The organism is Caballeronia sp. AZ1_KS37 (assembly GCF_023631165.1).
Classification (GTDB): Bacteria; Pseudomonadota; Gammaproteobacteria; order Burkholderiales; family Burkholderiaceae; genus Caballeronia; species Caballeronia zhejiangensis.
Map to the genome: position 1 here is coordinate 138,186 of NZ_JALQDP010000035.1, position 26,059 is coordinate 164,244.

General features: G+C 64.9%; 24 protein-coding genes. 10 read left to right on the forward strand and 14 right to left on the reverse strand.

The window, feature by feature from the left end:
- Positions 1-46: 46 nt before the first annotated feature.
- Entirely contained in the window at positions 47-415 is a 369-nt protein-coding gene (locus NCS00_RS23760; protein WP_250441147.1) for a BON domain-containing protein, read from the reverse strand.
- A 106-nt stretch (positions 416-521) separates the two neighbouring features.
- Positions 522-1,634, reverse strand: a complete 1,113-nt coding sequence (locus tag NCS00_RS23765; protein WP_175982025.1) for a porin — start codon at positions 1,632-1,634, stop codon at positions 522-524.
- A 296-nt stretch (positions 1,635-1,930) separates the two neighbouring features.
- Here NCS00_RS23765 and NCS00_RS23770 point away from each other — a divergent pair, with 296 nt between their 5' ends.
- Positions 1,931-4,738: a winged helix-turn-helix domain-containing protein gene (locus tag NCS00_RS23770; RefSeq protein WP_175982027.1), complete on the forward strand. Its 2,808-nt coding sequence runs from the start codon at positions 1,931-1,933 to the stop codon at positions 4,736-4,738.
- A 17-nt stretch (positions 4,739-4,755) separates the two neighbouring features.
- Here NCS00_RS23770 and NCS00_RS23775 read toward each other — a convergent pair whose 3' ends face one another.
- The 6 genes from NCS00_RS23775 to NCS00_RS23800 are packed head-to-tail and all read right to left on the reverse strand — an operon-like array spanning position 4,756 to position 10,409.
- A complete protein-coding gene (locus tag NCS00_RS23775; RefSeq protein WP_008347336.1) occupies positions 4,756-5,895 on the reverse strand; it encodes an acyl-CoA dehydrogenase family protein in 1,140 nt (379 codons plus the stop codon).
- Positions 5,896-5,903: 8 nt separating this feature from the next.
- A complete protein-coding gene (locus tag NCS00_RS23780; protein ID WP_250441148.1) occupies positions 5,904-7,097 on the reverse strand; it encodes an acyl-CoA dehydrogenase family protein in 1,194 nt (397 codons plus the stop codon).
- A gap of 59 nt (positions 7,098-7,156) precedes the next feature.
- Complete coding sequence (locus NCS00_RS23785; protein ID WP_250441149.1) at positions 7,157-7,945, reverse strand: citryl-CoA lyase; 789 nt, start codon at positions 7,943-7,945, stop codon at positions 7,157-7,159.
- Between the two features lie 9 nt (positions 7,946-7,954).
- Positions 7,955-8,458: a MaoC family dehydratase gene (locus NCS00_RS23790; protein ID WP_008347330.1), complete on the reverse strand. Its 504-nt coding sequence runs from the start codon at positions 8,456-8,458 to the stop codon at positions 7,955-7,957.
- A gap of 7 nt (positions 8,459-8,465) precedes the next feature.
- The gene (locus tag NCS00_RS23795) at positions 8,466-9,614 is read right to left on the reverse strand and encodes an acyl-CoA dehydrogenase family protein (protein WP_250441150.1); all 1,149 of its coding nucleotides are present in this window, start codon (positions 9,612-9,614) and stop codon (positions 8,466-8,468) included.
- Positions 9,615-9,656: 42 nt separating this feature from the next.
- Entirely contained in the window at positions 9,657-10,409 is a 753-nt protein-coding gene (locus tag NCS00_RS23800) for an SDR family NAD(P)-dependent oxidoreductase (protein WP_250441151.1), read from the reverse strand.
- Between the two features lie 227 nt (positions 10,410-10,636).
- Here NCS00_RS23800 and NCS00_RS23805 point away from each other — a divergent pair, with 227 nt between their 5' ends.
- From NCS00_RS23805 to NCS00_RS23835, 7 genes are all read left to right on the forward strand, one after another.
- Positions 10,637-12,520, forward strand: coding sequence for a feruloyl-CoA synthase (locus tag NCS00_RS23805; RefSeq protein ID WP_250441152.1), 1,884 nt, complete (start codon positions 10,637-10,639; stop codon positions 12,518-12,520).
- A gap of 20 nt (positions 12,521-12,540) precedes the next feature.
- Entirely contained in the window at positions 12,541-13,680 is a 1,140-nt protein-coding gene (locus tag NCS00_RS23810; protein ID WP_250441153.1) for an acyl-CoA dehydrogenase family protein, read from the forward strand.
- Positions 13,681-13,715: 35 nt separating this feature from the next.
- Entirely contained in the window at positions 13,716-14,903 is a 1,188-nt protein-coding gene (locus tag NCS00_RS23815; protein WP_008347320.1) for a lipid-transfer protein, read from the forward strand.
- Entirely contained in the window at positions 14,903-15,340 is a 438-nt protein-coding gene (locus NCS00_RS23820; RefSeq protein ID WP_008347319.1) for a MaoC family dehydratase N-terminal domain-containing protein, read from the forward strand. The genes NCS00_RS23815 and NCS00_RS23820 overlap by 1 nt, the downstream gene beginning before the upstream one ends.
- A gap of 14 nt (positions 15,341-15,354) precedes the next feature.
- On the forward strand, positions 15,355-15,771 hold the full coding sequence (locus tag NCS00_RS23825; protein WP_008347317.1) for a MaoC family dehydratase: 417 nt from the start codon (positions 15,355-15,357) through the stop codon (positions 15,769-15,771).
- A gap of 22 nt (positions 15,772-15,793) precedes the next feature.
- A complete protein-coding gene (locus NCS00_RS23830) occupies positions 15,794-16,615 on the forward strand; it encodes an SDR family NAD(P)-dependent oxidoreductase (RefSeq protein ID WP_008347316.1) in 822 nt (273 codons plus the stop codon).
- Positions 16,616-16,946: 331 nt separating this feature from the next.
- Positions 16,947-17,930, forward strand: coding sequence for a glycosyltransferase family 2 protein (locus NCS00_RS23835; protein WP_250441154.1), 984 nt, complete (start codon positions 16,947-16,949; stop codon positions 17,928-17,930).
- Positions 17,931-17,975: 45 nt separating this feature from the next.
- Here the strand turns inward: NCS00_RS23835 and NCS00_RS23840 are convergent, their stop codons facing one another.
- Entirely contained in the window at positions 17,976-19,136 is a 1,161-nt protein-coding gene (locus NCS00_RS23840) for a CaiB/BaiF CoA transferase family protein (protein WP_250441155.1), read from the reverse strand.
- 124 nt (positions 19,137-19,260) lie between these two features.
- Between NCS00_RS23840 and NCS00_RS23845 the strand changes: the two genes are divergently transcribed.
- Together NCS00_RS23845 and NCS00_RS23850 are read left to right on the forward strand one after the other, a co-directional pair.
- A complete protein-coding gene (locus tag NCS00_RS23845; protein ID WP_008347313.1) occupies positions 19,261-20,514 on the forward strand; it encodes an aconitase X in 1,254 nt (417 codons plus the stop codon).
- Entirely contained in the window at positions 20,501-20,941 is a 441-nt protein-coding gene (locus tag NCS00_RS23850; RefSeq protein WP_250441156.1) for an aconitase X swivel domain-containing protein, read from the forward strand. The genes NCS00_RS23845 and NCS00_RS23850 overlap by 14 nt, the downstream gene beginning before the upstream one ends.
- Here NCS00_RS23850 and NCS00_RS23855 read toward each other — a convergent pair.
- The 5 genes from NCS00_RS23855 to NCS00_RS23875 are packed head-to-tail and all read right to left on the reverse strand — an operon-like array spanning position 20,922 to position 26,057.
- A complete protein-coding gene (locus tag NCS00_RS23855) occupies positions 20,922-21,623 on the reverse strand; it encodes a GntR family transcriptional regulator (RefSeq protein ID WP_250441157.1) in 702 nt (233 codons plus the stop codon). The genes NCS00_RS23850 and NCS00_RS23855 overlap by 20 nt on opposite strands.
- Positions 21,624-21,669: 46 nt before the next feature.
- Positions 21,670-22,905, reverse strand: a complete 1,236-nt coding sequence (locus NCS00_RS23860; protein WP_250441158.1) for a metal-dependent hydrolase family protein — start codon at positions 22,903-22,905, stop codon at positions 21,670-21,672.
- 12 nt (positions 22,906-22,917) lie between these two features.
- Positions 22,918-23,916, reverse strand: a complete 999-nt coding sequence (locus NCS00_RS23865) for a 4-hydroxyproline epimerase (RefSeq protein ID WP_008347309.1) — start codon at positions 23,914-23,916, stop codon at positions 22,918-22,920.
- On the reverse strand, positions 23,913-24,815 hold the full coding sequence (locus NCS00_RS23870) for a dihydrodipicolinate synthase family protein (protein WP_008347307.1): 903 nt from the start codon (positions 24,813-24,815) through the stop codon (positions 23,913-23,915). The genes NCS00_RS23865 and NCS00_RS23870 overlap by 4 nt, the downstream gene beginning before the upstream one ends.
- A gap of 15 nt (positions 24,816-24,830) precedes the next feature.
- Positions 24,831-26,057: an NAD(P)/FAD-dependent oxidoreductase gene (locus NCS00_RS23875; protein ID WP_250441159.1), complete on the reverse strand. Its 1,227-nt coding sequence runs from the start codon at positions 26,055-26,057 to the stop codon at positions 24,831-24,833.
- Between the last annotated feature and the right edge of the window lie 2 nt (positions 26,058-26,059).

Below are 26,059 nucleotides of genomic sequence, written 5' to 3' on the forward strand. Positions count from 1 at the left end.
GTCGGCGCAAACCGGCGCGGGGCCATGAAGGAACGTTCAAGCGCTATCAGAACGTCGAGAGCGTCAGCGTGTTGCGCACCGTTTTCACGCCCGGCACGCCCTGCGCCACGCGCGTCGCCTGCTCGATCTGCGCGACTTCGGGAACCCAGCCTTCGAGCAGCACGTCGCCGTCGGTGGCGCGCACAGTGATGCCGGCCGCGCGCATTCCCTTTGCGTCGGCGAGCGCGGTGAGGATCTTCCGGCGCAGCGCGCGATCCGCCGCTTTCGACGAAGTCTTGCCGCCATTCGCCGCCGATGCCATCGCCGGCGCGGACGCGCTCACGGGCGCCGACGCGCCGCTCTGCGCGTTGCCATAAAACGATGCGCTGACGGCGGCGACGCCGATCATCAGCTTTGCAGTTCGAAGTAATTTCATAGTGTGATTTGCCGCCATGTTTGTTGTAACGATGCTCGATGCGATGAATGCCGAACGGCGCACTCCGCCGCGCCCGCAGGTTCGGACGAAGCGCGCCCGCTGTCAATCAGAAGCGATGCGACATGCCGACGCCGACGAGCGTCTGATTCTCGCCCGCGGTCGTCGTGTAGCCGGGCCAGGCGGTCGTCGCGAGGCCGTTGTTCTTCATGAAGCCCGCGCGCGCATAAAGGGTCGTGCGCTTCGAGAGGCTATGATCCGCGCCGACCTGCACGCCCCAGGTGTTGTCATGCACGCCGCGCGCGAGGCGCTGAAAGCCGGCGATTTCGATGGCGTCGGCGGGCGTCGCCTGAATCGTCGCGCCGATTTCCGCGACGCTGAACGGATGCGCCGCGTTCAGCCGCGCCGCGACGGAACCCGCGGCCGGATTCTCCGGCTTGTGATACGTGTAGTTGGCCTGCAGATTCACGATGCCGATGCGATACGCGAGCGCCGCCGTGTAATGCTCGACGGACACCGTGTTCACCGCAGCCGGCAATCCCGGCAAGGTCTTCGATCCGGGATGCTGGAACTGATACGACACGCCTGCGTACAGCCCGTAACCGGAGTACGTGGCGGCCACATCGAGCATGTTGCCCGTGCTCTGCGGATACGGCTGCGTCACGGACGCCGCGAGCGCATACATGCCCCAAAGCTGGAATCCGCTGAGATTCGGCGACTTGTAGACGATCGCATTGCTCGAACGGCCGCCGCCCGTCTGCGTGGCGATCGTGTTTCGGTCGATGGAATTCGCCGATGCCGCGAGCGGCGAGAGCACTTCGTTCGCGCGAAACGGATCGGTCGGATAGAGCGACCAGAACGTCGGCTGATACTGCCGGCCGAACGTCAGCGAGCCGTACTTTTCGTGCGACAGACCGACCCACGCCTGACGATAGAACATCACCGAGGAATCGGCGAAAGCGGTGCCGTTGTTGATGTTGAAGCCGCTCTCCAGCGTGAACACGGCCTTCAGGCCGCTGCCGAGATCTTCGCTGCCCTTCAGACCGACCATCGAACCGCTGTTGCCGCCGCTTCGCATCGACCAGGAATGCTGGCCGCCGTTGTCGTACCACTGAAAGAATGCGTCCGCGACGCCGTAAAGCGTGACGCTGGACTGGGCCGCCGCGCCGCTCGCCACGACCGCAAGGGCCGCACCGGCAACGCTCTTCCTGACGATACACATAGCTGTCTCCTCGTTATGGGTTTTTGGTCTCCCCGGCGCGTTTGTCCGATGCACGCGACGCACGCCGACGCCCCTCCGATCCCGTCCGATTCAGTGTTGCAGGGCGTCTTCGCGTCACCACTACCCGAATCGAGTAGGCGCGGGAATACCCCAGTTCGTTCGTCGAGCGAACCATTGCCGTACTCCGATAGTTCCCGCGCCGGACTACGCGTGTTCCCTAGCGGGCACGGCGCGTCGTGAACGCTAGAATCGCCGGCATCGGAGTTTTGTCCCACCTTGAAAGACGCAGGTGCTTGATGACTGAAACGATCCTCCTTCGCTATCCGAATCATTCCGACGACGACACCGCGCGGGCATCCGCGTCCGATCCGGCCTGCGCATCGCCGCGCATATCGACGCGCATCGTGGGCCGCGAGCGGCTCGTCGCGCAGCTCGTCGAAGCGCGGCGCAAGCGCTGCATCGTGATGCAAGGCCCGGCGGGCTACGGCAAGACGACCGCGCTCATCGCGTGGCGCGAGGCGCTTTATCCGCTCGCGTTTCAGGTCGCGTGGCTCACGCTGTCCGATGAAACCGACGACCTCGCCCGGTTCCTCGACGCACTGGCCGCGAGCCTCGCGCAAGTCGATCCGTCGATCGCCGGCGACGCCGCCCTGCTCGGCGGCCGCGGCCTCGACGACGAAGCGGTCGAACGCACGATCATCGCGCTGGTGCGCGGCATCGCGGGCCGTCAGGGCGATCTCGTGCTCGTGCTCGACGATCTGCATCGGCTGACGGATCGGCGCTGTCATCAATCGCTGCAATGGCTGCTCGATTACGCGCCGCCGAATCTGCATGTCGCGATCGCGTCGCGCGGCGCGATTCCGCTGTCCGTCGGCCGCATTCGCGACGAAGGTCTGCTGCTCGAACTCGACATGCGCGATCTGCGCTTTTCGATGGCGGAATCGTTCGCGTTTCTCAAATCGCAGCTTCGCGACATCGCCCCGCGCGACGCGCGCCGCATGCACGAAATGACCGATGGCTGGATCGCCGGGCTGCAGCTGATGGTGGTCGGCGCGAAGCGCGGGAACGTCGCGCCGAAGCAGCTCGCGCTCGATGAAGCGTTCGCGGACGCACCGCTGCTCGACATCCACACGTTCGCGGAGTATTTCGGACGCGAAGTGCTGTCGCGGCTCGCCGCGAGCGAATGCGAGCTGCTCATGCGGATGGCCGTGTGCGAGCGGCTCTGCGCGCCCTTGTGCGTCGCGCTGATCGGCCGCGCGGATCATCCCGACAGCGTGCTCAAGCTGCTCGCCCGTCTGGAAAGCGACAATCTCTTTCTCGCGCCCGCCGGTCAGGATGCACGCAATGTGTGGTATCGCCTGAATCCGCTTTTTCGCGAGACCTTGCTGGAGCGTTTTCGCGCACGCAGCGAGGCGCAGCAGCGGCAAGTGCATCACACGGCATGGCAGTGGTTCCGCGAGCACGATTACGCCGATGAAGCCGTGCGTCACGCCGTGCTCGCCGGCGAACCCGCCGCCGCCGCCGATCTCGTCGCGCAGATCGCGCGCGCCCTGCAGCCGCGCGGCGAACTGCGCCGGATCGTCGCGCTGATGCGTCTCTTGCCGCAAGCCGAGATTCAGGCGCGCGTCGGGCTGCGGCTCTGGATGATCCATCTGCATCTCTACAATCGCGAGTTCGACGCTTGCGCGAGCGAGATCGAACGGCTGCGCGCCGATCTCGCGCACGACGACACGCACTCGCGCTATCGCGTCACGCTGCTGGAAGCCGCGCTCGCGGTCCAGCGCGACGATCTCGACGCCGCCTGCACACTGCTGCCGCAGCTGCGCACGCTGCCGGACGACGCGCAAGGCATCACCATCGGCGCGCACAACAATCTGCTGACCTGGGCGCATACGCTGCGCGGCGAATTCGACGAAGCGCGCCGCGCGCAGACCGACCGCGCGCCCGTGCTCGCGGACGGCACGCCGCTCATGAGCACGTCGGCGGGCGTGCTGAGCGGGCGCGCGCTCGTGGGTTTCGGTCATCTGCTGGAAGGCGATCTGCTGCGCACCGAGCGCGTGTGCCGCGACGTGCTCCACGAGGCCGAACCGCGTGGCAGCGCCGCGGCGGAGGCGTCCGCGCTCGCCGCCGCGCTGCTCGGCGAAGTGCTCTACGAATCCGGCGATGCCGATCAGGCGTGCAAGCTGCTCGAAGAACGTCTCGACGTCATCGAGCGCGTGTCGTTTCCGGATGCGGTGACGAGCGTGCTCACGGTGCTGTCGTCATCGCGCTGGCTCGCGGGTCATCGGCTCGATGCGATCGCGTGTCTCGATCGGCTCGAGGATTACGCCGCGAAGCACGATCTGCGGCGCGCGCTCGCGCATTGCGTCGCGCAGCGCGTCCGGCGCGACTTGCAGGGCGGCCAGTTCGACGCCGCGCACGCGGGCCTCGCGCGGCTCGACGAACTGACCGCGCGCGCCGGCTCGCTCGCGCACGCGGCCGATTTCCGCTTCGTCGCGCAGCAGGCGCACATCGACTGGCGCATGGCGCACGAGGATCACGACGCGGCGGCGCATGCGCTCGCGCCGCTCATCGAACTGTGCCGGGCGCGCGGCTGGCAGCGACGCACCGTGTCTCTGGAAGTGCGCAGGGCTGTCACGGCGCACGTTCGCGGCGACGCGGATTCGGCGCGCCAGGTCATGCTGGACGCCGTGCGCCACGGACATCGCCTGGGCCTCGTGCGCACGCTGCTCGATGCGCATCCCGCCGCGCTGGATCTGATCGGCGCCGCCGTCCGGACCGAACCGCAGGGCGCGGTGTTGCAGTTCTACGCCGATCGTCTGCGCAGCGCGCAAGCGCGCGCGACGGCGAAGCGGCCGGGCGCGCCAGGATCAGGCGTGCGCGCCGGCGAGGCGAAGGCGCCGGAAATCCTGAGCGTGCGGGAAACGAAGGTGTTGAGCCTGCTCGCGCAGGCGTTGCCGAACAAGAAGATCGCCCGGACGATGGGCATATCGCCCGAGACGGTCAAATGGCATCTGAAGAACATCTACAGCAAGCTCGGCGTGTCGAGCCGCGACGAAGCCGTCGCGCGCTCGCGGGACCTCGCGCTGAACGACGGCGCGTGATCCCGGACGCGCGCGTCTCACGCGGCGCGCGCGCGTGCCTCCGGCTCGATCGGCAGATTCGCCAGCACGTCGGCGTGAAATTCGGCATCGCCCAGACGTAGCGACGCCACCATCAGCGACTTGAAGTAATCGCCGACAGCCAGTTCCGCCGTAACGCCCATGCCGCCGTGCAACTGCACGGCCTGCTCGCCGACGAAACGCGCCGCGCGGCTCACGATCAGCTTCGCCGACGAAATCATGCGACGCCGCTCGATGACGCTCGGATGATCGATGGCCGATGCCGCCAGATGCGCCATCGACAACGCCAGTTCCTTTTGCACGGCCATGTCCGCGACGCGATGGCGCAACGCCTGAAAGCGCGCGAGCGGCTGGCCGAACTGCTTGCGGGTGCTCAGATATTCGGCCGTCATCTCGACGAGGCGTTCCAGCGCGCCCGCGCTTGCCGCGCATTGCGCCGCGATGCCGAGTTCGAGTGCGCTTTCGAGCATCGCTTCGCCGCGCGCGGCATCGCCGATGAGCGCGCTTTTCGGCACGCGCACCGCCTTCAGCGTGACTTGCGCATCGTGCGTGCCGTCGAGCGTCGGATAGGCGCGAATCGTCACGCCGGCAGCCGACGACGGCACGACGAACAGCGACATCGCCTGCGCCGACGCGTTCCACGCCGATACGATCAGCGATTGCGCGACGGCGCCATGCCATACGTGAACTTTCTCGCCGTCGAGCAGGAAGCCGTCGTCACGCGCTTCGGCTACCGTCGACGGACGCGCGAAGTCGTAGCGGGCACACGGCTCCTGATACGCGAGCGTCACGATCTCGCGGCCTTCGGCGATCGGCGGCAGCCACGCTTCGCGTTGCGCTTCGGTGGCGTATCGCTGAATCAGCCCGGCCGCCATGACCGCGCACGGAATGAGCGGCTCTGGCAAGCACGCGCGGCCCGCTTCGAACTGAATGGCGAATGTGTCCGTGGCTTGGCCATCGAAACCGCCGTGCTCGGAGCCGATCACGAGCCCCAGCACGCCGAATTCCGCGTAGGTTCGCCACGCGTCGCGGCTGAAACCGTTCGCCTTGCGGCGCGCCTCCAGCGGATAGCGCTCTTCCGTGAAGCGCCTCAGGCTGTCCGCGAGCTGGCGCTGTTCTTCGCTGTATGAAAAGTCCATGTCCGATCTCATCCCTCGATGACCGCTTTCGCAATGATTTCCTTCTGCACCTCGTTCGTGCCGCCGTAGATGGTCGGCTTGCGCATTTCCAGATAGAAGCTGCCGATGCTCGCGCCATGACCGGGATCGGGCGTCCATCCGTCGAAGCCGTCGGCGAGCCAGTCGGGCGAGAACGGCACCGCATTCGGCCCGGCGATATCGAGTTGCAGCGCCGACAACGACTGCTGCAGTTCGGACCCGCGAATCTTGAGGATCGACGATTCCACGCCCGCGCCGCGCTGACTCGCCTGCGACGCGACGCGCATCAGCAGCATTTCGAGCGCCAGCACTTCGGCCTCGATGCACGCGATCTTCCCGCGCACGCGCACGTCGTCCGCGAGCGGCTTGCCGTGGCGGCGCTCGCGCTGCGCCAGCGCCTTCACGTAATTCAGCTCGCGTCTGCAATTGCCGATGCCCGCGATACCCGTGCGCTCGTGGCCGAGCAGGTATTTCGCGTAGGTCCAGCCGCAGTTCTCCTCGCCGACGAGGTTTTCGACGGGCACCTTTACTTCGTCGATGAAGACTTCGTTGACATCGGTCAGGCCTTCGAGCGTGCGGATCGGACGCACGCTGATGCCGGGGCTTTTCATGTCGATCAGCAGCAGCGAGATGCCGCTTTGCGGCTTCGCTTCGGGATCGGTTCGCACGAGACAGAACATCCAGTCGGCGTGCTGCGCGTAGGTCGTCCAGGTCTTTTGCCCGTTGACGATGTAATGGTCTCCGTCGCGCACCGCCCGTGTTTTCAGCGAGGCGAGATCCGAACCCGCGCCCGGTTCGGAATAGCCTTGACACCACCAGTCCTCGGCGGTCGGAATGCGCGGCAGGAAGCGCGCCTGCTGCGCCTTGCCCGCGAACTTCATCAGCACCGGGCCGATCATGTTGAGGCCGAATGGAAGCTGACGCGGCGCACCCGCGATGCCGCATTCGATATCGAACAGCAGCCGCTGCAACGCACTCCAGCCCGTGCCGCCGAACTCGGCCGGCCAGCCGGGCGCGCCCCAGCCATGCTGATACAGAATGCGCTGCCAGCGCACGAAGTCGTCGGCATCGAGGTGACGATGATTGAGCACTTTCTCTCGCAGATCCACGGGCAGGTTCTCCGCGAGAAAGCGGCGTACCTGGTCGCGGAACGCGAGATCCGCGCTTGAATAGCTGAGGTTCATGGCACTTCCTTCTGGAGGCGCCCCTTCGCGGAGCGCCTGAGTTAGCGTCGGCTGGCGGCTCAGCGCGTGCGTGAGCGCGCCGGAATTTCGTTGCGCTCGTCCTGCGTCAACACAAGATCCCAGATTTGCTGCGCGACCGGGTTCTGACGCTCCTCGTACAGATGCGCGATGAGCCCCGCCGCGCGCCCGACGAGCATGAAGCCGCGCGCGAGCAGCGGATCGAGCGACATGTCCGCGACGATCGCACCGATCGCGCCCACGGCGTTGAGCGGCAGGTTCTTGCCGTGCTCGTCGCGCAGCACGCGCTCGATCGCGAACACGAGCCGCCAATGCTTGCAGAAATAGCCGTTGTCGCGCGATGCCTGCGCGAGCGTCGCGACGCGCGGATCGCCGTGGATGTGGATCGGATGCCCGACGCCGTAGATCGGCTGCTTCGCTTCCTTCGCGCGCCGCACGGTCTCGCGCGCGCACGCGGTGATGTCGTCCTCGCTCGCGTCGTCGCGCAATTCGCGTCCGGCCTTGATGAGCATCTCCGCCGCGTTCTGCGTCGTGCCGAGAAAGACGCTGCCCGCGCCGAGGAGCCCAGCCGCGACCGCCGCCTGCATCGCCTCGGGCGCGCCGAGATACGTGAGACGCGCGCTCATCGCGGAAGGCGTCAGGCCGTGATCGCACGCCGTCACGAGAATGAGATTGACCATGCGCTTTTCGCGCTCGTCGGGCACGCGGTTCAGGATCGTCAACATCATCGTTTCGACGAAGTCGAGTTTGCCCAGAATGTCCTTCGACAGATCCTTGCCGCGCACGGTGATCCTGTCGATCGTCGTGTAGCCGATTTCGGTGCTGACCATGCTGTCTCCTTATGAATCGTTCTGCGCGCGGCGCAGGACCATCATGCGTACGTCGCATTCGCAGACGGTCTCGCCGCGCTGATTGACCGCCACACGCCTGAAATCGACGATGCCGCGCGCCGGGTTCGACGTCTCGCGCCTGTCGCTGATTTCGATGCGCGCCTTGATCGTGTCGCCGATGAGCGTCGGCTTCGGAAAGCGGATGCGCGTCTCCAGCATGCCGATCAGCGACGGCTCGAGCAGTTGATTGACCACCGTGCGCGTGTTCAATCCCGACACGATCGACGCGACGAGCATGCCGTGCGCGATGCGCGCGCCCCACGGCGTGCTCGCGGCGTACTCGGCATCGACGTGCACGCGGTTGTAATCGGCGGAAAGCGCGGCGAAGCTCACGACGTCCGCTTCGGTCACGGTGCGGCTCGCCGTTTCGAACGAGAAGCCCGGCTCCAGGTCTTCCCAGTAGTAGCGCGCGGTGTGGAGGTCGCGCGGCGCGAGCATGTTTTCCTGGTTCATGCGCGCCTCACACGATGGCCGACATGCCGAGCACTTCGCGCCCGACGATCAGCGTCTGCACTTCGGCGGTGCCTTCGGGAATGGTGCCGCCGCTCGTGTCGCGGAATATGCGCTCCAGCGGATACTCCGTCGAATAGCCGATGCCGCCGTGCACGCCGATCGCGATCTTCGCCACTTCATGCGCCGCTTCGGCGGCATAGAGCTTCGCGATCGAGCATTCGATGCGCGCGGGCAAACCCTTCTGCAACGCGACGGCCGCCTTGTAGCCGAGCGCGCGCGCAGCTTCGGTGCGCACCATCATGTCGACGATATGCTTCTGCACGAGCTGGAACTGGCCGATCGGCTTGCCGAACTGCTTGCGCGTCTTCGCGTATTCGACGGACAGATCGAGCGCCGCCTGCGCCGCGCCGACCGCGCCCATCGCAATATTCATGCGGCCGTAGTTCAGTCCGATCGCCATCACCTTTAGGGCGCCGCCTTCCGCGCCGAGCAGGTTTTCCTTCGGAATGCGCAGATCGCTGAGAAAAAGCTCGGACGTGCCCGACGCCTTCAGCACCATCTTGTCGACGAGCCGCGCCTCGACGGGCGTCTGCGACTTGTCGACCAGAAAGAGCGAGTGGCCGCCGTCGCACGTCTTGCTGTGCGTGCGCGCGAGCACGATGGCGTAATCGGCCGCGACGCCGTTCGTGATCCACAGCTTCGTGCCGTTGAGCACGTAGTGATCGCCGCGATCTTCGGCGCGCGTTTCGATGCCCGCCGGATTCGAGCCGTGATTCGGCTCGCTGAACGCGACGCACGCGCCCTTTTGCGACGCGAGCACGGGCGCGAGAAAACGCGCCTTCTGCTCGTCGTTGCCCTGATGCGAAACGAGGCGGCAGAACACGTTCGTGATATTGACGATGGTGCGCAGCGAGCCCCAGAAATAACCGCATTCTTCGAGCATCATCGCCCAGGTGACGAAATCGAGGCCCATGCCGCCGTCTTCTTCCGGCAGCAGGCCGCCGATATAGCCGAACTGGCTCACGCCCGCGAGCAGGTCGAGCGGAATGCGCCGCGCCTTCTCGCATTCGTCGATGCGCGCCACGACTTCATTGCGCATATAACGGCGGATGCTGTCGCGCAGCGCGACCTGATCCGCGTCGAAATCAAAATCCATGTGCCACCTGCGTCTTCGAATGATGGGTAAATGAATGCGCGTTCAGGACGAGAAGCGCCCGCCCGTGACGTACAGCGTGACGCCGGAGATGTAGCGCGCGCGCTCCGACGCGATGAACGCAACCGCCGACGCGATGTCGCCGGGCATGCCGAGAAAGCCGACGGGCGTTTTGGAGATCGCCGAGTCGCGCAGCGTTTCGTACGTGGGATTGGCGCGCATCAGTTCGGTCTCGACGAAGCCCGGCGCGACCGCGTTCACGGTGATGCCGAACTTCGCCTGTTCGAGCGCGAGCGCGCGCGTGAAACCGATCAGGCCGAGTTTGGCGGCGCTGTAGTTGGTTTGCCCCGGATTGCCGAACACGGAGCGCGAAGAGATGTTCACGATGCGCCCCCACTTGCGCGCCATCATGCCGGGCAACACCGCGCGGCTGCTGTGAAACGCGCCTTTCAGGATCACGTCGACGACGGAGTCCCATTCGGGCTCGGTCATCTTCGTCAGATAGCGGTCCTTGTTGAAGCCCGCGTTGTTCACGAGGATGTCGACGCCGCCGAAGGCTTCGTCCGCCGCGTTCGCGACGTGCCGCACTTCGTCCTCGCTGCATACGTCGCAGCGCACCGCGATCGCCTGCGCGCCGCTCTTTTGCAGGCCGCGTGCGACTTCGTCTGCGGCGGCGGCGTCGATATCGGACACGACGATGCGCGCGCCTTCCGCCGCCAGCATGCGCGCGACTTCCGCTCCAATGCCGCGTCCGCTGCCCGTGACGAGCGCGACCTTCCCGGCGATACCCAGATCCATGACGTCTCCCTTTGATTCGATGGCTTCACCGATGCGCGTTTTCAGCGACTTCGCGTTGTGCCGCATCGTGGAATGAAGATACGCTGCGGCGCCACAGGAGCCGCCACCCACCTCGGGTGGTCGCCGCCTTGCGCGCAAGCCGTATGCTTCTGAAAAGTGCAGAGCGCTCGAATCAGGCACCCAAGCCCGATCGGAAAGAAGCCAAACATGCTCAGGAGACAGGCGTAATGAGTACGTTAGAAGCAAGCGACGCGACGAAGCCGCGATATCGTCCCGTGCGGTTTCCGCAACGCCGCACGCTCGTGGAGCGCCGCGCCGACGGCACGCTGATTCTTCGCTGCGACCGTCCGTTGCCGGACATCGCGCAGCGTTCCTTCGCCGATTTCATTCCGCTCTGGGCCGCCGAACGCGGCGACACGCCCGCCTTCTGCGAGCGCGGCGAAGATGGCGCGTGGCGCGCGTTGAGCTGGAGCGAACTGTGGCGGCAAGTCCGCACGGTCGGCGCCGCGCTGCTCGAAATGGGCCTCGGCGCGGAACGTCCGCTGATGCTGCTGTCCGGCAACTCGATCGAACAGGCTGTCGTGCTGCTCGCCGCCGAATACGCGGGCATTCCGAGCGCGCCCATTTCGCCCACTTATGCGCTGCTCAGCAAGGACTTCGCGCGACTCAAGGCGATTTGCGAACGCGTGCCGCCCGGCGCGGTGTTCGTGCAGGAAACCGGTCCGTTCGCGCGGGCGCTCGCGGCGCTGCCGCTGAACGGCGCGCCTGTCATCGCAGTGAAACAGGCGCTGGCAGGACACATCGCATGGGACGCGTTGACCGCTCTTCCGCTATCGGACGCGCGGCTGCAAACGGTCGAGCAAGCGCATGCGGCCATCCAAAACGACGACACCGCGCGCGTGCTCTTCACCTCCGGCTCGACCGGCGCACCGAAGGGCGTGCGCCTCACGTACCGCAATCTCGGCGCGGTGGCGGCCTACTATTCGGACAATCTCGCGTGGCTGCGCGAATTGCAGCCCGTGTTCCTCGACTGGCTGCCGTGGCATCACGGCCTGGGCGGCGTGCTGCATCTCGGGCGCGCAATCCAGTTCGGCGCGACGCATTACATCGACGATGGCCGGCCGCTTCCCGGCATGATCGAGCGCACGCTGCGCAATCTTCGCGACGTCGCGCCGACCATCTATACGAGCGTGCCGTCCGCCTGGGCCGCGCTGTCGAACGAACTCGAACGCGATCCGCTGCTCGCACAGAATCTCTTCGGCAAAGCCAGCTTCTTCGGATATGGCGGCGCGAGCATGCCGGTCGAAGTGTGGAACCGCATTCAGGCCGTCGCGGAGAAGACCATCGGCGAGCGCATGACGTTCTGCTCGGGACTCGCGGCCACGGAAACGTCGGGAATGGGCACGTACTGCGGCTGGGCGACCGACACACCGGGCAATATCGGCACGCCGTCGCTCGGCACCGAAGTCAAGCTGCTGCCGCTTCCGGGCGGCGACGGACGCTATGAAATCCGCATGCGCGGCCCGAACGTGTTCGGCGGCTACATCGGCCAGCCGGATTTGACCGCCGCCGCTTTCGACGAAGAAGGCTTCTTCCGTTTCGGCGATGCCGTGCGCCTCGCCGATCCCGCCGATCCGGCGAGGGGCATGGAGTTCGCGGGCCGCACCGTCGAAGACTTCAAGCTCGCGAACGGCAGTTGGGTGCGCGTCGGCGCGTTGCGGCTCGCGCTCGTCGACTGCTGCGCGCCGCTCGTTTCCGACGCCGTGATCTGCGGTCACGACCGCGACTATCTCGCGGCGCTCGCCTGGCCGAACGTCGCGGCATGCCAGCGCCTCGCGCCCGAGCTCGCGTCGCTGGATGCGAAGTCGCTCATCGCGCATCCGCTCGTCATCGAAGCTTTGCGCGAACGGCTCGTGCGGCAAAAGCCCGCCGGCGCGACGCTCGTCATCGAACGGCTCATGCTGATGGCCGAACCGCCATCGCTCGATGCCAACGAAATCGCCGACAAAGGTTACGTCAATCAGGCGACCACGCGCGCGCGCCGGGCGCATCTGATCGACCAGCTGTACGGGACCGAACCGGGCCAGCACATCGTCCGCGCGCGCCGATAACAAAACAAGAGGAGCTTGCAATGCACATCAATCGAACCGTCTTCAGAGACGATCACGAAATGCTTCGGACTACTGCGCGCAGATTCTTCGAGCGCGAATGCGTTCCGCGCCAGGCGCAATGGGATAAGGCCGGTTGCGTGGATCGTGAAACATGGCTCAAGGCCGGCAAGCAAGGGCTGCTGTGCACGTCGATTCCGTCGGAGTACGGCGGCGGCGGCGGCGACTTCGGGCACGTCGCCGTGCTCGTCGAAGAGATGGCGCACACGGGCGTGAGCGGACCGGGCTTTGGCGTGCACTCGGACATCGTCGCACCGTATATCGCGCGCATCGGCAATGAAGAGCAGAAGCAGAAATGGCTTCCCGCGATTTGCGCGGGCGAGCAGATTCTCGCGATCGCGATGACCGAGCCCGGCGTCGGCAGCGATCTCAAAGCCGTGCGAACCACCGCGCGGCGCGAAGGCAACGAGTACGTCATCAACGGCAGCAAGACCTTCATCACGAACGGTCTGAACTGCGATCTGATCGTGGTCGTCTGCACGACCGATCCGGCTGCGGGCGCGAAGGGCGTGAGCCTGATCGTCGTCGAAGCGACGCGCGAAGGCTTTCGCCGCGGCCGCAAGCTCGACAAGGTCGGATTGCACGCGCAGGACACCGCCGAACTCTTCTTCGACGACGTGCGCGTGCCCGTCGGGAACCGGCTCGGCGACGAAGGCAAGGGCTTCGCCTATCTGATGGCGGAATTGCCGCAGGAACGGCTCTCGATCGCGGTGAGCGCGGCGGCGCGTCTCGAAACCTGCCTGCAGCACACAATCGATTACGTGAAGGACCGTCGCGCGTTCGGACAGACCGTGTGGGACTTTCAGAACACCAAGTTCAAGCTCGCGGACGTCAAGGCGCAGGCGATCGCGGTGCGTCTGATGATCGATCACTACATCGGCGAGCACACGCGCCGCCGGCTGACGCTCGAGGAATCCGCGATCGCCAAGCTCTATTCGACCGAAGCGCTCGGCAAGGCGCTCGACGAGATGGTGCAACTGCACGGCGGCTACGGCTACATGCTGGAGTATCCGGTGGCGCGCGCATTCGTCGACGCCCGTGTCTCGCGCATTTTCGGCGGCACCAGTGAAGTCATGCGAGACCTCATCTCGCGCAAGCTCTGAATCCATCGAATCCTCAATCACTGAAGGAGAAGCACATGAGTCGCAAGGTGTATGTCGCGGGCGTGGGAATGATTCCGTTCAAGAAGCCGGGTGCAAGCGAGACGTACGACGTGATGGGCGAAATCGCGATCCGCGATGCGCTCGCCGACGCCGGCCTCGACTTCAAGGCCATCCAGCAGGCTTACGCGGGTTATGTGTACGGCGATTCGACGTGCGGCCAGAAAGCGCTTTATCGCGTCGGCATGACGGGCATTCCGGTCATCAACGTCAACAACAACTGCGCGACGGGTTCGTCGGCGCTCTGGCTTGCGCGCCAGGCCGTGGAAAGCGGCGCGGTCGATTGCGCGCTCGCCTTCGGCTTCGAATTCATGCAGCCGGGACCGCTGCTGCCGAAATGGCCGGATCGCGCGGCCGCGCTCGAGCGTGCGATCAGCCTGACGAACGAACTCGTCGACAACACGGAAGTGCCCACGGCGATTCGCCAGTTCGCGGGCGCGGGCCAGGCGCACATGCGCAAGTACGGCACGAAGCTCGAAACGTTCGCCCGCATTCGCGCGAAGGCGAGCGAGCACGCGGCACGCAATCCGCTCGCGGTGTTCCGCAACGTCGTGACGACCGAAGACGTGATGAACGCGCCGATGCTTTGGGAAGGCGTGCTCACGCGCCTGATGGCCTGCCCGCCGACATGCGGCGGCGCGGCGGCGATCGTCGTGTCCGAGGCCTTCGCGCGCAAGCACGGCCTGCGCACCGACGTGCTGATCGCCGGCCAGTCGCTCGCCACCGATCTGCCGAGCACGTACGAAGCGCGCGACATGATCCGCGTCGTCGGCTTCGACATCACGCGCAACGCGGCGCAGCAGGCATACGAGCAGGCGGGCGTCGGTCCCGAAGACATCGACGTGATCGAGCTGCACGACTGCTTCGCGCAGAACGAACTGCTGACCTACGAAGGACTCGGCCTGTGCAAGGAAGGCGAAGGCGAGCGCCTCGTCATGGATGGCGACAACACCTACGGCGGCAAATGGGTGACGAATCCGTCGGGCGGCCTGCTTTCCAAGGGGCATCCGCTCGGCGCGACGGGTCTCGCGCAATGCTACGAGCTGACGCATCAGTTGCGCGGCACGGCCGGCGACCGTCAGGTCAAGGACGCGAAGATCGCATTGCAGCACAACCTCGGGCTGGGCGGCGCGGGCGTCGTCACCATCTACAAGAAGACTGCGTAATGGCGATCGACAAACAACACATCGGCATGAAGTTGCCGGTCTATTCCGCGACGGCGGACGCGTGGCGTCTGCGCTTCTTCGCGAAGGCGATCGGCGAAACCAATCCGGTCTACTTCGACGAAGCCGCCGCTCACGACGCCGGTTATCCGGCGCTGCCGCTGCCGCCGACGTTCCTGTTCTCGCTCGAATTCGAGCAGCCGTCGACGGCGTGGCGCGAGGCGATCGGCATCGTCTCGTCGCGCATTCTCCACGGCGAGCAGTCGTTCACGTATCACCGCATGGCGTATGCGGGCGACGTGCTGCGCTTCGAGAGCCGCATCGCCGATATCTACGACAAGAAGAACGGCGCGCTGTGGTTCATCGTGCGCGAAACGCGTGTCACGAACCAGCGCGGCGAGCACGTTGCCGATCTGCGCAGCGTCGTCGTTCAGCGATAAGCGGGGAAATGCGAATGAGCACCATCAATTTCGATTCGATCCAGATCGGCGACAGCTTGCCGCCGCTCACCCTTCCGCCCGTCGACCGCACGATGCTCGCGCTGTTCGCGGGCGCATCGGGCGATCACAACGCCATTCACATCGACACCGACTATGCGCGGCGCGCCCGCGTGCCGGACGTGTTCGCGCACGGCATGTTGTCGATGGCCTGGCTCGGCCGGCTGTTGACGTCGTGGGTGGAGCAACGGCAGCTTCGTGCGTTCGGCGTGCGCTTTGTCGGCATCACGCAGCTCGGGCATGTCGTGACGTGCACGGGCAAGGTCACCGAAAAATTCGAAGCCGACGGCGAACGCCGCGTGCGGCTCGAGATCCAGACCGTCAATCAATATGGCGAACCGCGCGTGCTCGGCGACGCGGTGATCGCGCTCTGACTTCAATCATCAGGAAGACATCATGGGAAAGCTCGAAGGCAAAGTGGCATTGGTAACCGGCTCGGGACGCGGCATCGGTCAGGCGATCGCGATGAAGCTCGCGAGCGAAGGCGCGCGCCTCGTCATCAACGATCTCGATGCCGAACCCGCGCAGGAAACCGTGGAACTGCTGCGCAAGCAAGGCACGGAAGCGGTGGCGTGTGTCGGTAACGTATCCGCGCCGGATTTTGCGGACCGGTTCATCGGCACGGCGATGAATTCGTTCAAGGGCATCGACATCATCGTGAATAACGCTGGTTTCACCTGGGACGACGTCGTGCAGAAGATGACCGACGAGCAATGGTACGCGGTGCTCGATTGCCATCTGACCGCGCCGTTTCGCATCCTGCGCGCCGCGTATCCGCACATCAAGGCGCTGCACGCCGCCGACAAGGAAGCCGGACGCGACAATTACCGCAAGATCGTGAACATTTCGTCGACGTCCGCGCTGAACGGTAACGCCGGTCAGATGAATTACTCGTCGGCGAAAGCGGGCGTGATCGGGATGACGCGCGCGCTGGCGCGCGAATGGGGCCGCTTCAACGTGAACGTCAACGCCGTGGCTTTCGGGCTCATCCATACGCGCATGACCGTGAGCACGGAGCAGGCGCAGACCGTGAAGATCGACGGGCGCGACATCCGTGTCGGCCTCAACGCCGACATGCTGAAGACGCACGCACAGCGCAATCCGCTCGGTCGTGGCGGCACGCCGGAAGAAGCCGCGGGCGGCGTTTATCTGTTCTGCTCGCCCGAGTCGAATTACATTACCGGCCAAACGGTGGCGGTTGCGGGCAACTTGCAGTAGAGCGATCGATTTTCCCTGGAGTGGGTGCTTCTCTTTGGCACGTTCGGATAGAGCCGAACGTGCCTTTTGCTTTTATCGCCATGCAAACGCGATAAGTTTCCAAAGTCCATAAATGACCGCCTTCGCGTCAGCCCGGTCATCAATTCGTGAATAGCAGGAGAATGAAGTATTAAGTTCTTGTTGAAACAAAATATAACAGGGAAAATATGCTGAATTGAACCATGCACCGGTTTGGCAATAGTCAATGACCCTGATGCGTGCATGCGATGCACCAAGTAGAATCCCTAAGCCGTTCTACTGAAAAAGGTCTCGAAGCTGGGACTGACAATACATGCAAGCACCGCCAAAAATCAGTGTCCTGCTGCCCGTGTACAAAGTCGAGCCGTACATTGAAGAATGCCTCGACTCGCTATTGTCACAAACCTCCACCGACTTTGAGATTATTGCCGTCGACGACAGCAGTCCTGATCGATCCGGCGAAATGACTTCACGCATTCTGGAAAAGCAAAACAGAATATCGTGGAAACTCATCAAGAATCTCAAGAACAAAGGACTGGCCGAAACCCGCAAAATCGCCGCAATGGCGGCGCGTGGTGAATACGTCTTGTGCGTCGACAGTGACGATCACATTCATCACGACACCATTCGCCGTGTGATCCAGGAAGCCGACAAGCACAATGCGGACGTCGTGGTCTTCGCCGCCGAGAATCTGACGCCGGATGGCAAGGTCAATTACCGCATCGAGACGGGCGACGCCGTTATCAGCGGCATGCAGGCGGTCGAGAAAATCCTCGATTTGTCCTTGCAGGCGTATTGCTGCAACAAACTCGTGCGCCGTTCGATTTTTCTCTCCGTGGAACATCCGACCGGACTGATTTACGAGGATATCGTCGTCTCGGTCCAGACGCTCGGGAAGTCGAAAATCGTGCGGCTGATGCCCGATACCTTGTACGCGTATATGTATCGGGAAGCGGGAATTTCGACGCGCTTCAATCCGAAGATCGTGGATCTCTTTGCGATTGTCGATCGCGTGGAGAGACTCACGGCGTCGATGCCTATACCGAATTACCGGCGTCTGCTGTTCCGGTTGAAGTACATCTATGCGTATCGCACAATTGCGTTTCAGGCGGCGATGAAGGCGCCGACTTACGGTTCGGCGAAGCCGATTCTACGCAGCGTGTCGGAAAAGTTGCGCATGGCGCATTTGCTCGGCATGTATTCGGACAGTCGGCCGAAACTGTCGATCGTCATGGCGATGCTGAAGATTCATCCGTGGATTTTCTATTGCTTCGTCCGGCGATTCGGACAAAGGTAATCCTGCCACAGCGGCCGCGCCCCATGCGGCCGCTCGTCCCGCCGGTCAGTCTTCCGCGTTGAATCCCAATCCGCTCGCGCGCAAACGCGTCAGTTCCGCGTCGTTCAACCCCCAATCCCGAAGTGCATCGCGCCCGCCTTCGCCGCGTTGCGGCGCGGGGCGCGAGATCGCGGATGGCGTCGCGGAAAAGCGCGGCGCGGGCGCGGGCTGTACGACGCCATCGAACTCGACGAAGCTTCCGCGCGCCCGATGATGCGCGTGCGCCGGCGCTTCCGAGAAGCCGAGCACGGGCGCGACGCACGCATCGCTGCCATCGAACACGCGGCACCATTCGTCGCGCGTGCGCTCGGCAAAAGCCGCCGTGAACCGCGCCTTCAGCACGGGCCATCCGGCGCGATCGTGCTGCGCTGGCAAACCGGCATCGGCGAGCCCGAGCTTCTGCAGCAGTTCCGCATAGAAGCGCGCCTCCACTGCACCGACCGACATGTAATGCCCGTCGCGGGTGCGATAGCTGTCGTACCACGGCGTGCCGCCATCGAGCAGATTGCTTTCGCGCGTCTCGCGCCAGTTGCCCGATGCGATCAAGCCCCAGACGGTCGTGCCGAGTTGCGCGGCGCCTTCGATCATCGCGGCATCGACGACCTGACCCGCGCCGCCGCGCTGCACGTTGAGAAGCGCCGCCACGACGCCGAGCGCGAGCAGCATGCCGCCGCCGCCATAATCGCCGACGAGGTTGAGCGGCGGCACCGGCGCTTCGCCCGCGCGGCCGATTCCCGACAGCACGCCCGACAACGCGACGTAGTTCAGATCGTGCCCGGCGCTTTGCGCGAGCGGCCCCGTCTGTCCCCAACCGGTCATGCGTCCGTAGACGAGCTTCGAATTGCGCGCGAGCGCGGCGTCTGGGCCGAGGCCGAGACGCTCCATCGTGCCCGGACGGAATCCTTCGATGACGACATCCGCGTTCGACATCAGTTCGAGCGCGGCATCGGCCGATTCGCGCTTTTTCAGATCGAGCGTGACCGAGCGCCGGCCGCGCCCTGTCAGATTCTTGTGCTTGCCGCTGACCTTCGGACCGAGATCGCCGGGCGCGACGGCCCGATCGATACGCAGCACGTCCGCGCCCATATCGGCGAGCAACATGCAGCCGAACGGCGCAGGACCGATCGCCTCGAATTCCAGAACCTTTATCCCGCTCAATACGCCCATGACTGCCCGCCTCCGCATTTAGAAGTTCTGCAATCTTGCCAGTAGGCCAGACGCGCGAACGCGCCGCGCCACCCGCTTCGGGTAGACTGCGCTGACATCCCTCCGCGCTGCGTCAGCGAATCCGATGCTCACACTTTCCCCACGCGACACCGCCATGCTCAACGGCGATTTCGGCGATGGCCTCGCGCTCGCGATGCGTATCGTCGCGGCGACGGCGCGCGTCATGGATGCCGATGCGCTCATCGATATCTCGGGCGCGCATATCGACGGCTGTCTGTATCACGGCGCGGCGAGTCTCGATTTCGTCGAGCGCTTCGTCGCGAGCGGCGCGAAGGTCGCCGTGCCGACCACGCTCAATGTCGGCTCGCTCGATCTCATTCACCCGGAACTCTTTCGCGGCGACGCCGGTATCGCGAGCGCTGGCAAGCGGCTCATGCAGGCGCATCTCGAACTCGGATGCGAAGCCAGCTTCACCTGCGCGCCGTATCAATTGAAGCATCGTCCGAAGCTGGGCGATCAGATCGCGTGGGCCGAATCGAATGCGATCGTTTTCGCGAACTCCGTGCTCGGCGCGCGCACGAGCCGTTACGGCGATTTCCTCGATCTCGCCGCCGCCATCACCGCGCGCGTGCCGGATGCGGGACTGCATGTGACGGCGAATCGCGCGGCGCGCATCGTGATCGCCGCGCCCGATCTGCGCGCGTCGCCGCATCGCGATGCCGATTTCGCCGCGCTCGGCTTTCTGCTCGGCGGCATTGCCGGCGCGACGGTCGCCGCGATCACCGGCCTGCCCGGCGACACCACCGAAGACGAACTCAAAGCGCTAGGCGCGGCGGCGGCATCGAGCGGATCGGTGGCGCTGTTCCATGCGGTCGGCATCACGCCGGAAGCCGCCACGCTCGATGCCGCGCTTCAGGGCCGCGCGCCCGAACGCACGATTGCCGTCAGCGCAGCCGATCTTCACGACGTGCGCGCGCGTTGGTCGCACGCGAAACCCGGCGATGCGCTCGCCGCGGTGAGCCTCGGCACGCCGCACTTTTCCGTCGATGAATTTCGCACGCTTGCCGCGCTCATGGGGCGTCACGACGGCGCGCCGCGCTGCGATATCTACGTGAACACGAGCCGCTTCGTGCTGTGGCAACTCGAGGAAGAAGGCATTGCGCAGAAGCTCGCGGCACGCGGCGTGCAGATCGTCGTCGATACCTGTACGTACATCACGCCGGTGATGAAGCAGGTGAGCGGCCTCGTGATGACCAACTCGGGCAAATGGGCGCATTACGCGCCGGCGAATATCGGCGTGACGGTCGCGTTCGGGAGCATGAGCGAATGCGTGCGATCGGCGTTCGAAGGAAAGGTGTGCATCGATGAACACGTTTGAGGCCGTCACGCTCGTTCCGGGCCACGCGCGCGCGTCGGGAATCGCGTTGCCGCCGCTCAGCTTCTGGGGCGGTTACGACGCTGAGCGCGGCCTGATCGTCGATGCGACGCATCCCGGTCACGGCCAAAGTCTCGCGTCGCGCATTCTCGTGATGCCGCGTGCGCGCGGATCGAGTTCGAGCAGCAGCGTGCTCGCCGAAGCGTTGCGCAACGGCACCGGGCCCGCGGGCATCGTGCTCGCGGAGCGCGATCTGATTCTGTCGATCGGCGCGATCGTCGCGAACGAACTCTATGCGTCGAACGTGCCCGTCGTGATGGTCGATGAAACCGCGTTCGCGCACATCGCCGCCGCCGGCGATGCTCACATCGAAATCGATGCGCGCGATGCGGCGAGCGTGCGGCTCGTCTTCAACCCTGACGCGACATGATCGTCTCCACGACCGAGACGATCTGCTGCGCCGCCGTCTTGACGTGCTGTTCCAGCAGCTTCGCGCCGAGCTTCGCATCGCGCTTCTTGCATGCGTCTATCAGGTTCATGTGTTCTTCGTGCGACTGCTCGCGGATCGGCACCTGCACCACCTGAAAGCGGAAATAGCGGTCGCTGCGATCGTGCAGCACGCGCAGCATCTGCAATGTGATGTCGCGCCGCGCCGGCAGATAAAGCGTCTCGTGCAGACGCCAGTTCAACTGGCCCCAGACGCCCGAATCGGCGGTATCCATTTCGGCGACGAGCGTCTCGGCTTTCGCGATCTCGGCATCGGTGATATGCGGGATCGCCTGCGAAAAGAGCCACGGCTCCAGCCGAATGCGGATTTCGAACGTCTCCTGCACTTCTTCGATCGACAGCTCCGCGACATACGCGCCCTTGTGCGGCACCTTCGTCAGCAACCCTTCTCCGGTAAGCCGCGTGATCGCTTCGCGGATCGGCACGCGGCTCACGCCGAGTTCATCGGCGAGCGCTTCCTGGCGCAGCACTTCGCCCGGCGCGAGATCGCCCGACAGAATGCGTTGCCGGATCGCGGTCGTGACGAGTTCGACCGTCGTCGTGCGCACGATCCTGTGCGTGGAGTCGCTCTCTTTTCGAAGGGATTTGGCGGCGACCGGAGACATGTTTTATCGGCTTAGGCGTGAAGGTGCGGCATCGTAACACGCGTGTTCACAGCAACTTCTCGCGTACCCACGCACCGTTTTTCATCACGCCCGCGATGCGCTCGCCCTGCCCTGTCAGCACGCGAATATCCTTCAGCGGATCGCCATCGACGACGAGCAAATCCGCGTACGCGCCCGCCGCGACGACGCCGAGCTTGCCCTTCATGTTGACGATCTCCGCGCCGATGGCCGTCGCCTGACGAATCGCCTCGAACGCGCCGACGATATTCGCGCGTATCGACAACTCATCGCTTTGATACTGATGCATGTCGCCGAGCAGATCGCTCCCGAGGCCGATCTTCACGCCGCGTTCGTGCAGCATCGCGAGCGCTTCGAGACCGCGCTTGCGCACCGATTCATTCTTGTCGAGCGTGTCTTGCGCGAGGCCCATTTGCGCGCCGACCTTTGACATCGCGTCATAGGTGACGAGCGTCGGCACCGCGTAGGCGCCGTGTTCGGCCATCACGCGCGCGGCATCTTCATCGATCAGATTGCCGTGCTCGATCGTGCGCACGCCGAGCTTCACGACACGCGCAATCGCCTTCGCGGTGTACGCATGCGCCATCACATACGTCTGATGCGATTCCGCTTCTTCGACGGCGGCCTTCACTTCGTCGACGGAGAATTGCAGATTGCCGATGGGATCGGTCGGCGAGGCCACGCCGCCCGACGCCATGATCTTGATGTGATTCGCACCCGCGCGCATCTCCTCGCGCACGGCCTTGCGCATTTCGTCGACGCCGTCGACCACGCGCCCGATCGCGCCCATGTTGCGATTGCAGCCGCACGGGTCCGGATCGGCGTTGTCGAAGCGCTCGCGAAAATCGCCGTGGCCGCCCGTCTGCGAAAGCGCCTTGCCCGCGACGAACAAGCGCGGCCCCGCGATCACGCCGTCTTCGATCGCGCGCGACAGCGCATAGTCCGCGCCGCCCGCATCGCGCACGGTCGTGAAGCCGCGATCGAGCATGCCCGCGAGGATCGGCACGGCGCGCAGCACGGCGAACGTGTTCGGCAGACGGCTGTTGTTGCCGAGATGCGCGACCGATGCAATGACATGCACATGGCAATCGATCATGCCGGGCATCACCGTCTTGCCGCCGACATCGATCACTTGCGCGCCGCTCGCCTCGACCGGTTCGCGCGTGACTTCGCGGATCGCATCGCCGTCGATGACGATGGAATAGCGGCCGTCGTCGCGTTCGTGGTCGGCGTCGAGCACGCGGGCGTTCTTCAGAATCAGCATGCGTTTTCTCCGTTATTTCAGCAGGAATCCGTGCGCGAGCGGATCGCGGTCATCGACGAAAATCGTGTTGTGGCCCGTCACGCGCGCCCATCCTTCGATGGCCGGCACGATCGCATCGTATTCGCCGACGCGTGCCGCTTCCATCGGCACGCCTTCGAACAAGGTGCCGATGATGCTTTCATGCACGAAGCGCTCGCCGATCTTCAACTGCCCTTTCGCGACACGCTGCGCCATGCGCGCCGACGTGCCCGTGCCGCACGGCGAGCGGTCGATGGCTTTGTCGCCGTAGAACACCGCGTTGCGCGCGCTCGCGCCTTCCACCGTCGGCTCGCCCGTCCACATGACGTGACTGAGGCCGCGTATCGCATCGTTTTCCGGATGCACGAACGCGTACTTTTCGTTCGCCTTCTGACGCAGGATCGGACTCAGACGCTGAATGTCCGATGGCTTCAGCGCGTGCAGCCCTTCGTAGTCGCGCTGCGGCTCGACGATCGCGTAGAAGTTGCCGCCATACGCGACATCGAAACGAATCTCGCCCAGGCCCTCGACGTCGACGGACAAGTCTTGCGAATGCAGAAACGAAGGCACGTTGACGAGCTGCACCGAATCGACATGCTCGCCGTTCATCCTGTAACGCGCGATCACGAGACCGGCGGGCGTGTCGAGCCGCAGCACGCCCGGCTCGCGCGGCCGCACGAGTCCGTTTTCGATGGCCGTCGTCACCGTGCCGATGGTGCCGTGCCCGCACATCGGCAGGCATCCGCTCACTTCGATGAAGAGAATCGCGAGATCGCAGTCGGCGCGCGTCGGCGGATAGAGAATGCTGCCGGACATCACTTCGTGGCCGCGCGGCTCGAACATGAGCGCGGTGCGTATCCAGTCGAACTCGCGCAGGAAGTGCGCGCGCCGTTCGATCATGTTCGCGCCTTCGAGCGGCGGCGCGCCGCCCGCGACGACGCGCACCGGATTGCCGCATGTGTGTCCGTCGATGCAGAAGAACGTCGATTTCATTGCGCGAGCGCCCGCACGTTGGCGATCGCCTTCTCGACGATCTCGATGGTCCGCTGCCGTTCCGCGCCTTCGAGCAAGAGGCGCGGCGCTTTCACGTACTCCGGATAACCCGCCGTGATGTTCTCCGCGAGCTTGATGTACTGCACGAGCTTGACGTGCGTGTCGAGATGGAACAAGTCGATCAACGCGCGATAGAGCGCGCGCGCCTTGTCGTATTCGCCGTTGACCGCGTAATTCAGCAGATCGACGGATTCCTTCGGCATCGCGTTGGCCATGCCGGAAACCCAGCCCTTCACGCCGAGCGCGACGGATTCCACGATCAGATCGTCGACGCCGCAGAACACGACGAAGCGGTCGCCGAAGCGCGCGTAGAGATCGGTGACGCGCGTCGTGTCGTAGGTCTCTTCCTTGATCGCGACGACGTTGGGTTCATCCGCGAGTTGCGCGAGCAAGTCCGGCCGCATGTCGACGCCATAGCCGCGCGGATTGTTGTAGATCATGAGCCCGAGCTTCGTCGAGCGCGCAATCGACCGATAGTATTCGACGGTCTCGCGATCGTCCGATCGATACGTGAGGCCCGGAAACACCATCAGCCCTTGCACGCCGATGGCTTCCGCGTCTTTCGCGAACTGCATCGCGTTGGCCGTGTTCAGTTCCGCCAGTCCCGAGATCACAGGCACGCGCCCGTTCACGGTTTCGACCGCGATCTTCAGCACCGTGCGCTTTTCCTCGGGCGTGAGCTGCGCGTTCTCGCCGACCATGCCCATCATCACGACGCCGCCGACACCGTTGTCGATCAGACGGTTCAGGCCGTTCACGATAGCGTCACGATCGAGCGAGCCGTCCTGCTTGAGCTTCGTCGTCACGGCGGGGAATACGCCTTTCCAGTTCACTTGCATGTTTGCTCCTCCAATTTAGAAACGTGCGATCGAGTAAGGCGTGAGCGGCACGCGCGGCGTGCGTCCCGCGAGTACATCGGCGACGAGCGCGGCGGTCGTCGCCGATTGCGTGAGGCCGAGATGACCGTGCCCGAATGCATGGACGACCGACGGCATGCGCGGCGATGCGCCGATCACCGGCAGCGAGTCGGGCGTCGCGGGGCGATGGCCCATCCATTTCACGGCATCCGTATCGTCGATGCCTTCGATGAAGCGCTTGCCCAGTTCGAGCAACGCGTCGCTGCGACGATAGTTCGGCGGCGCGTCGATGCCCGCGAACTCCGCCGCGCCGCCGATGCGCAAGCCAATATCGAGCGGCGTCGCCACGAACTTGCGCTCCGCGAAGATCACTTCGCGCGTCAGTGCGACGCCGTGCTTTGGCAGCGTCGCGTTGTAGCCGCGTTCGCTTTCGAGCAACACGCTATCGCCGATCGACCTCGCGAGCGCCGCCGACCATGCGCCCGCCGCGATCACGATGCGTCGTCCGTTGACGCGCGTGCCGTCGTCGAGCACGACGGATTCCGGCGCGTCGATGGCGCGCGCGATGCCCGTCACGAAGCGCGCGCCGAGCGCACGCACGCGCTCGCGCAATAGCGTGACGATGCGGCGCGGATCGCCGATATGCGACCAGTCGTCGAGGAACACGCCATGCCTGAAGACCGGCGCGAGCGACGGCTCGCATTCGCGCACTTGCTGCGCGCTCAACGCGTGCCAGCGCGCGCCGAGTTCGCGCTTGAAGGACCATTCGGGCTGATCGGCGGCGAAGGCTGCATCGGTTTCATAGACCGTGAGCGCGCCCCGCCGATACAGCATCGCGCTTGCGCCGATATCGTCGAACATCGGCAGGATGTCGTCGTAGATGCGGTTGTTGAGCAGCGAAAGCGCATGCGAGATCGCCCGAAAGCGCGCCGGCTCGCTCGCGCGGCGAAACGCCATGAACCACGGCAGCGCCTTCGGCACATGCTTCCAGTCGAGCGCGAGCGGCCCGAGCGGGTCCATCAGCCATTTCGCGGCCTTCGTGAACATGCCGTGCACGGCGATCGGCGTGCTCTCCGTCACCGCGATGCCGCCCGCATTGCCGTGCGATGCGCGATCGCCTTCGAAATCGCGATCGACGAGCGTCACGCGCGCGCCCTCGCGCAACGCGGCCCACGCGCACGCGAGTCCTACGATGCCCGCGCCGATCACGATGACGTCCGTCATGT

Bases quoted from the DNA above. Each gene is read 5' to 3' on its own strand.
- NCS00_RS23865 (WP_008347309.1), bottom strand. From the start codon at position 23,916: ATGAAATCGACGTTCTTCTGCATCGACGGACACACATGCGGCAATCCG.
- NCS00_RS23805 (WP_250441152.1), top strand. From the start codon at position 10,637: ATGAGTACGTTAGAAGCAAGCGACGCGACGAAGCCGCGATATCGTCCC.
- NCS00_RS23830 (WP_008347316.1), top strand. From the start codon at position 15,794: ATGGGAAAGCTCGAAGGCAAAGTGGCATTGGTAACCGGCTCGGGACGC.
- NCS00_RS23795 (WP_250441150.1), bottom strand. From the start codon at position 9,614: ATGGATTTTGATTTCGACGCGGATCAGGTCGCGCTGCGCGACAGCATC.
- NCS00_RS23845 (WP_008347313.1), top strand. From the start codon at position 19,261: ATGCTCACACTTTCCCCACGCGACACCGCCATGCTCAACGGCGATTTC.
- NCS00_RS23780 (WP_250441148.1), bottom strand. From the start codon at position 7,097: ATGAACCTCAGCTATTCAAGCGCGGATCTCGCGTTCCGCGACCAGGTA.
- NCS00_RS23775 (WP_008347336.1), bottom strand. From the start codon at position 5,895: ATGGACTTTTCATACAGCGAAGAACAGCGCCAGCTCGCGGACAGCCTG.
- NCS00_RS23860 (WP_250441158.1), bottom strand. From the start codon at position 22,905: ATGCTGATTCTGAAGAACGCCCGCGTGCTCGACGCCGACCACGAACGC.
- NCS00_RS23870 (WP_008347307.1), bottom strand. From the start codon at position 24,815: ATGCAAGTGAACTGGAAAGGCGTATTCCCCGCCGTGACGACGAAGCTC.
- NCS00_RS23760 (WP_250441147.1), bottom strand. From the start codon at position 415: ATGAAATTACTTCGAACTGCAAAGCTGATGATCGGCGTCGCCGCCGTC.
- NCS00_RS23810 (WP_250441153.1), top strand. From the start codon at position 12,541: ATGCACATCAATCGAACCGTCTTCAGAGACGATCACGAAATGCTTCGG.
- NCS00_RS23770 (WP_175982027.1), top strand. From the start codon at position 1,931: ATGACTGAAACGATCCTCCTTCGCTATCCGAATCATTCCGACGACGAC.
- NCS00_RS23840 (WP_250441155.1), bottom strand. From the start codon at position 19,136: ATGGGCGTATTGAGCGGGATAAAGGTTCTGGAATTCGAGGCGATCGGT.
- NCS00_RS23835 (WP_250441154.1), top strand. From the start codon at position 16,947: ATGCAAGCACCGCCAAAAATCAGTGTCCTGCTGCCCGTGTACAAAGTC.
- NCS00_RS23855 (WP_250441157.1), bottom strand. From the start codon at position 21,623: ATGTCTCCGGTCGCCGCCAAATCCCTTCGAAAAGAGAGCGACTCCACG.
- NCS00_RS23800 (WP_250441151.1), bottom strand. From the start codon at position 10,409: ATGGATCTGGGTATCGCCGGGAAGGTCGCGCTCGTCACGGGCAGCGGA.
- NCS00_RS23785 (WP_250441149.1), bottom strand. From the start codon at position 7,945: ATGGTCAGCACCGAAATCGGCTACACGACGATCGACAGGATCACCGTG.
- NCS00_RS23825 (WP_008347317.1), top strand. From the start codon at position 15,355: ATGAGCACCATCAATTTCGATTCGATCCAGATCGGCGACAGCTTGCCG.
- NCS00_RS23850 (WP_250441156.1), top strand. From the start codon at position 20,501: ATGAACACGTTTGAGGCCGTCACGCTCGTTCCGGGCCACGCGCGCGCG.
- NCS00_RS23875 (WP_250441159.1), bottom strand. From the start codon at position 26,057: ATGACGGACGTCATCGTGATCGGCGCGGGCATCGTAGGACTCGCGTGC.
- NCS00_RS23765 (WP_175982025.1), bottom strand. From the start codon at position 1,634: ATGTGTATCGTCAGGAAGAGCGTTGCCGGTGCGGCCCTTGCGGTCGTG.
- NCS00_RS23815 (WP_008347320.1), top strand. From the start codon at position 13,716: ATGAGTCGCAAGGTGTATGTCGCGGGCGTGGGAATGATTCCGTTCAAG.
- NCS00_RS23790 (WP_008347330.1), bottom strand. From the start codon at position 8,458: ATGAACCAGGAAAACATGCTCGCGCCGCGCGACCTCCACACCGCGCGC.
- NCS00_RS23820 (WP_008347319.1), top strand. From the start codon at position 14,903: ATGGCGATCGACAAACAACACATCGGCATGAAGTTGCCGGTCTATTCC.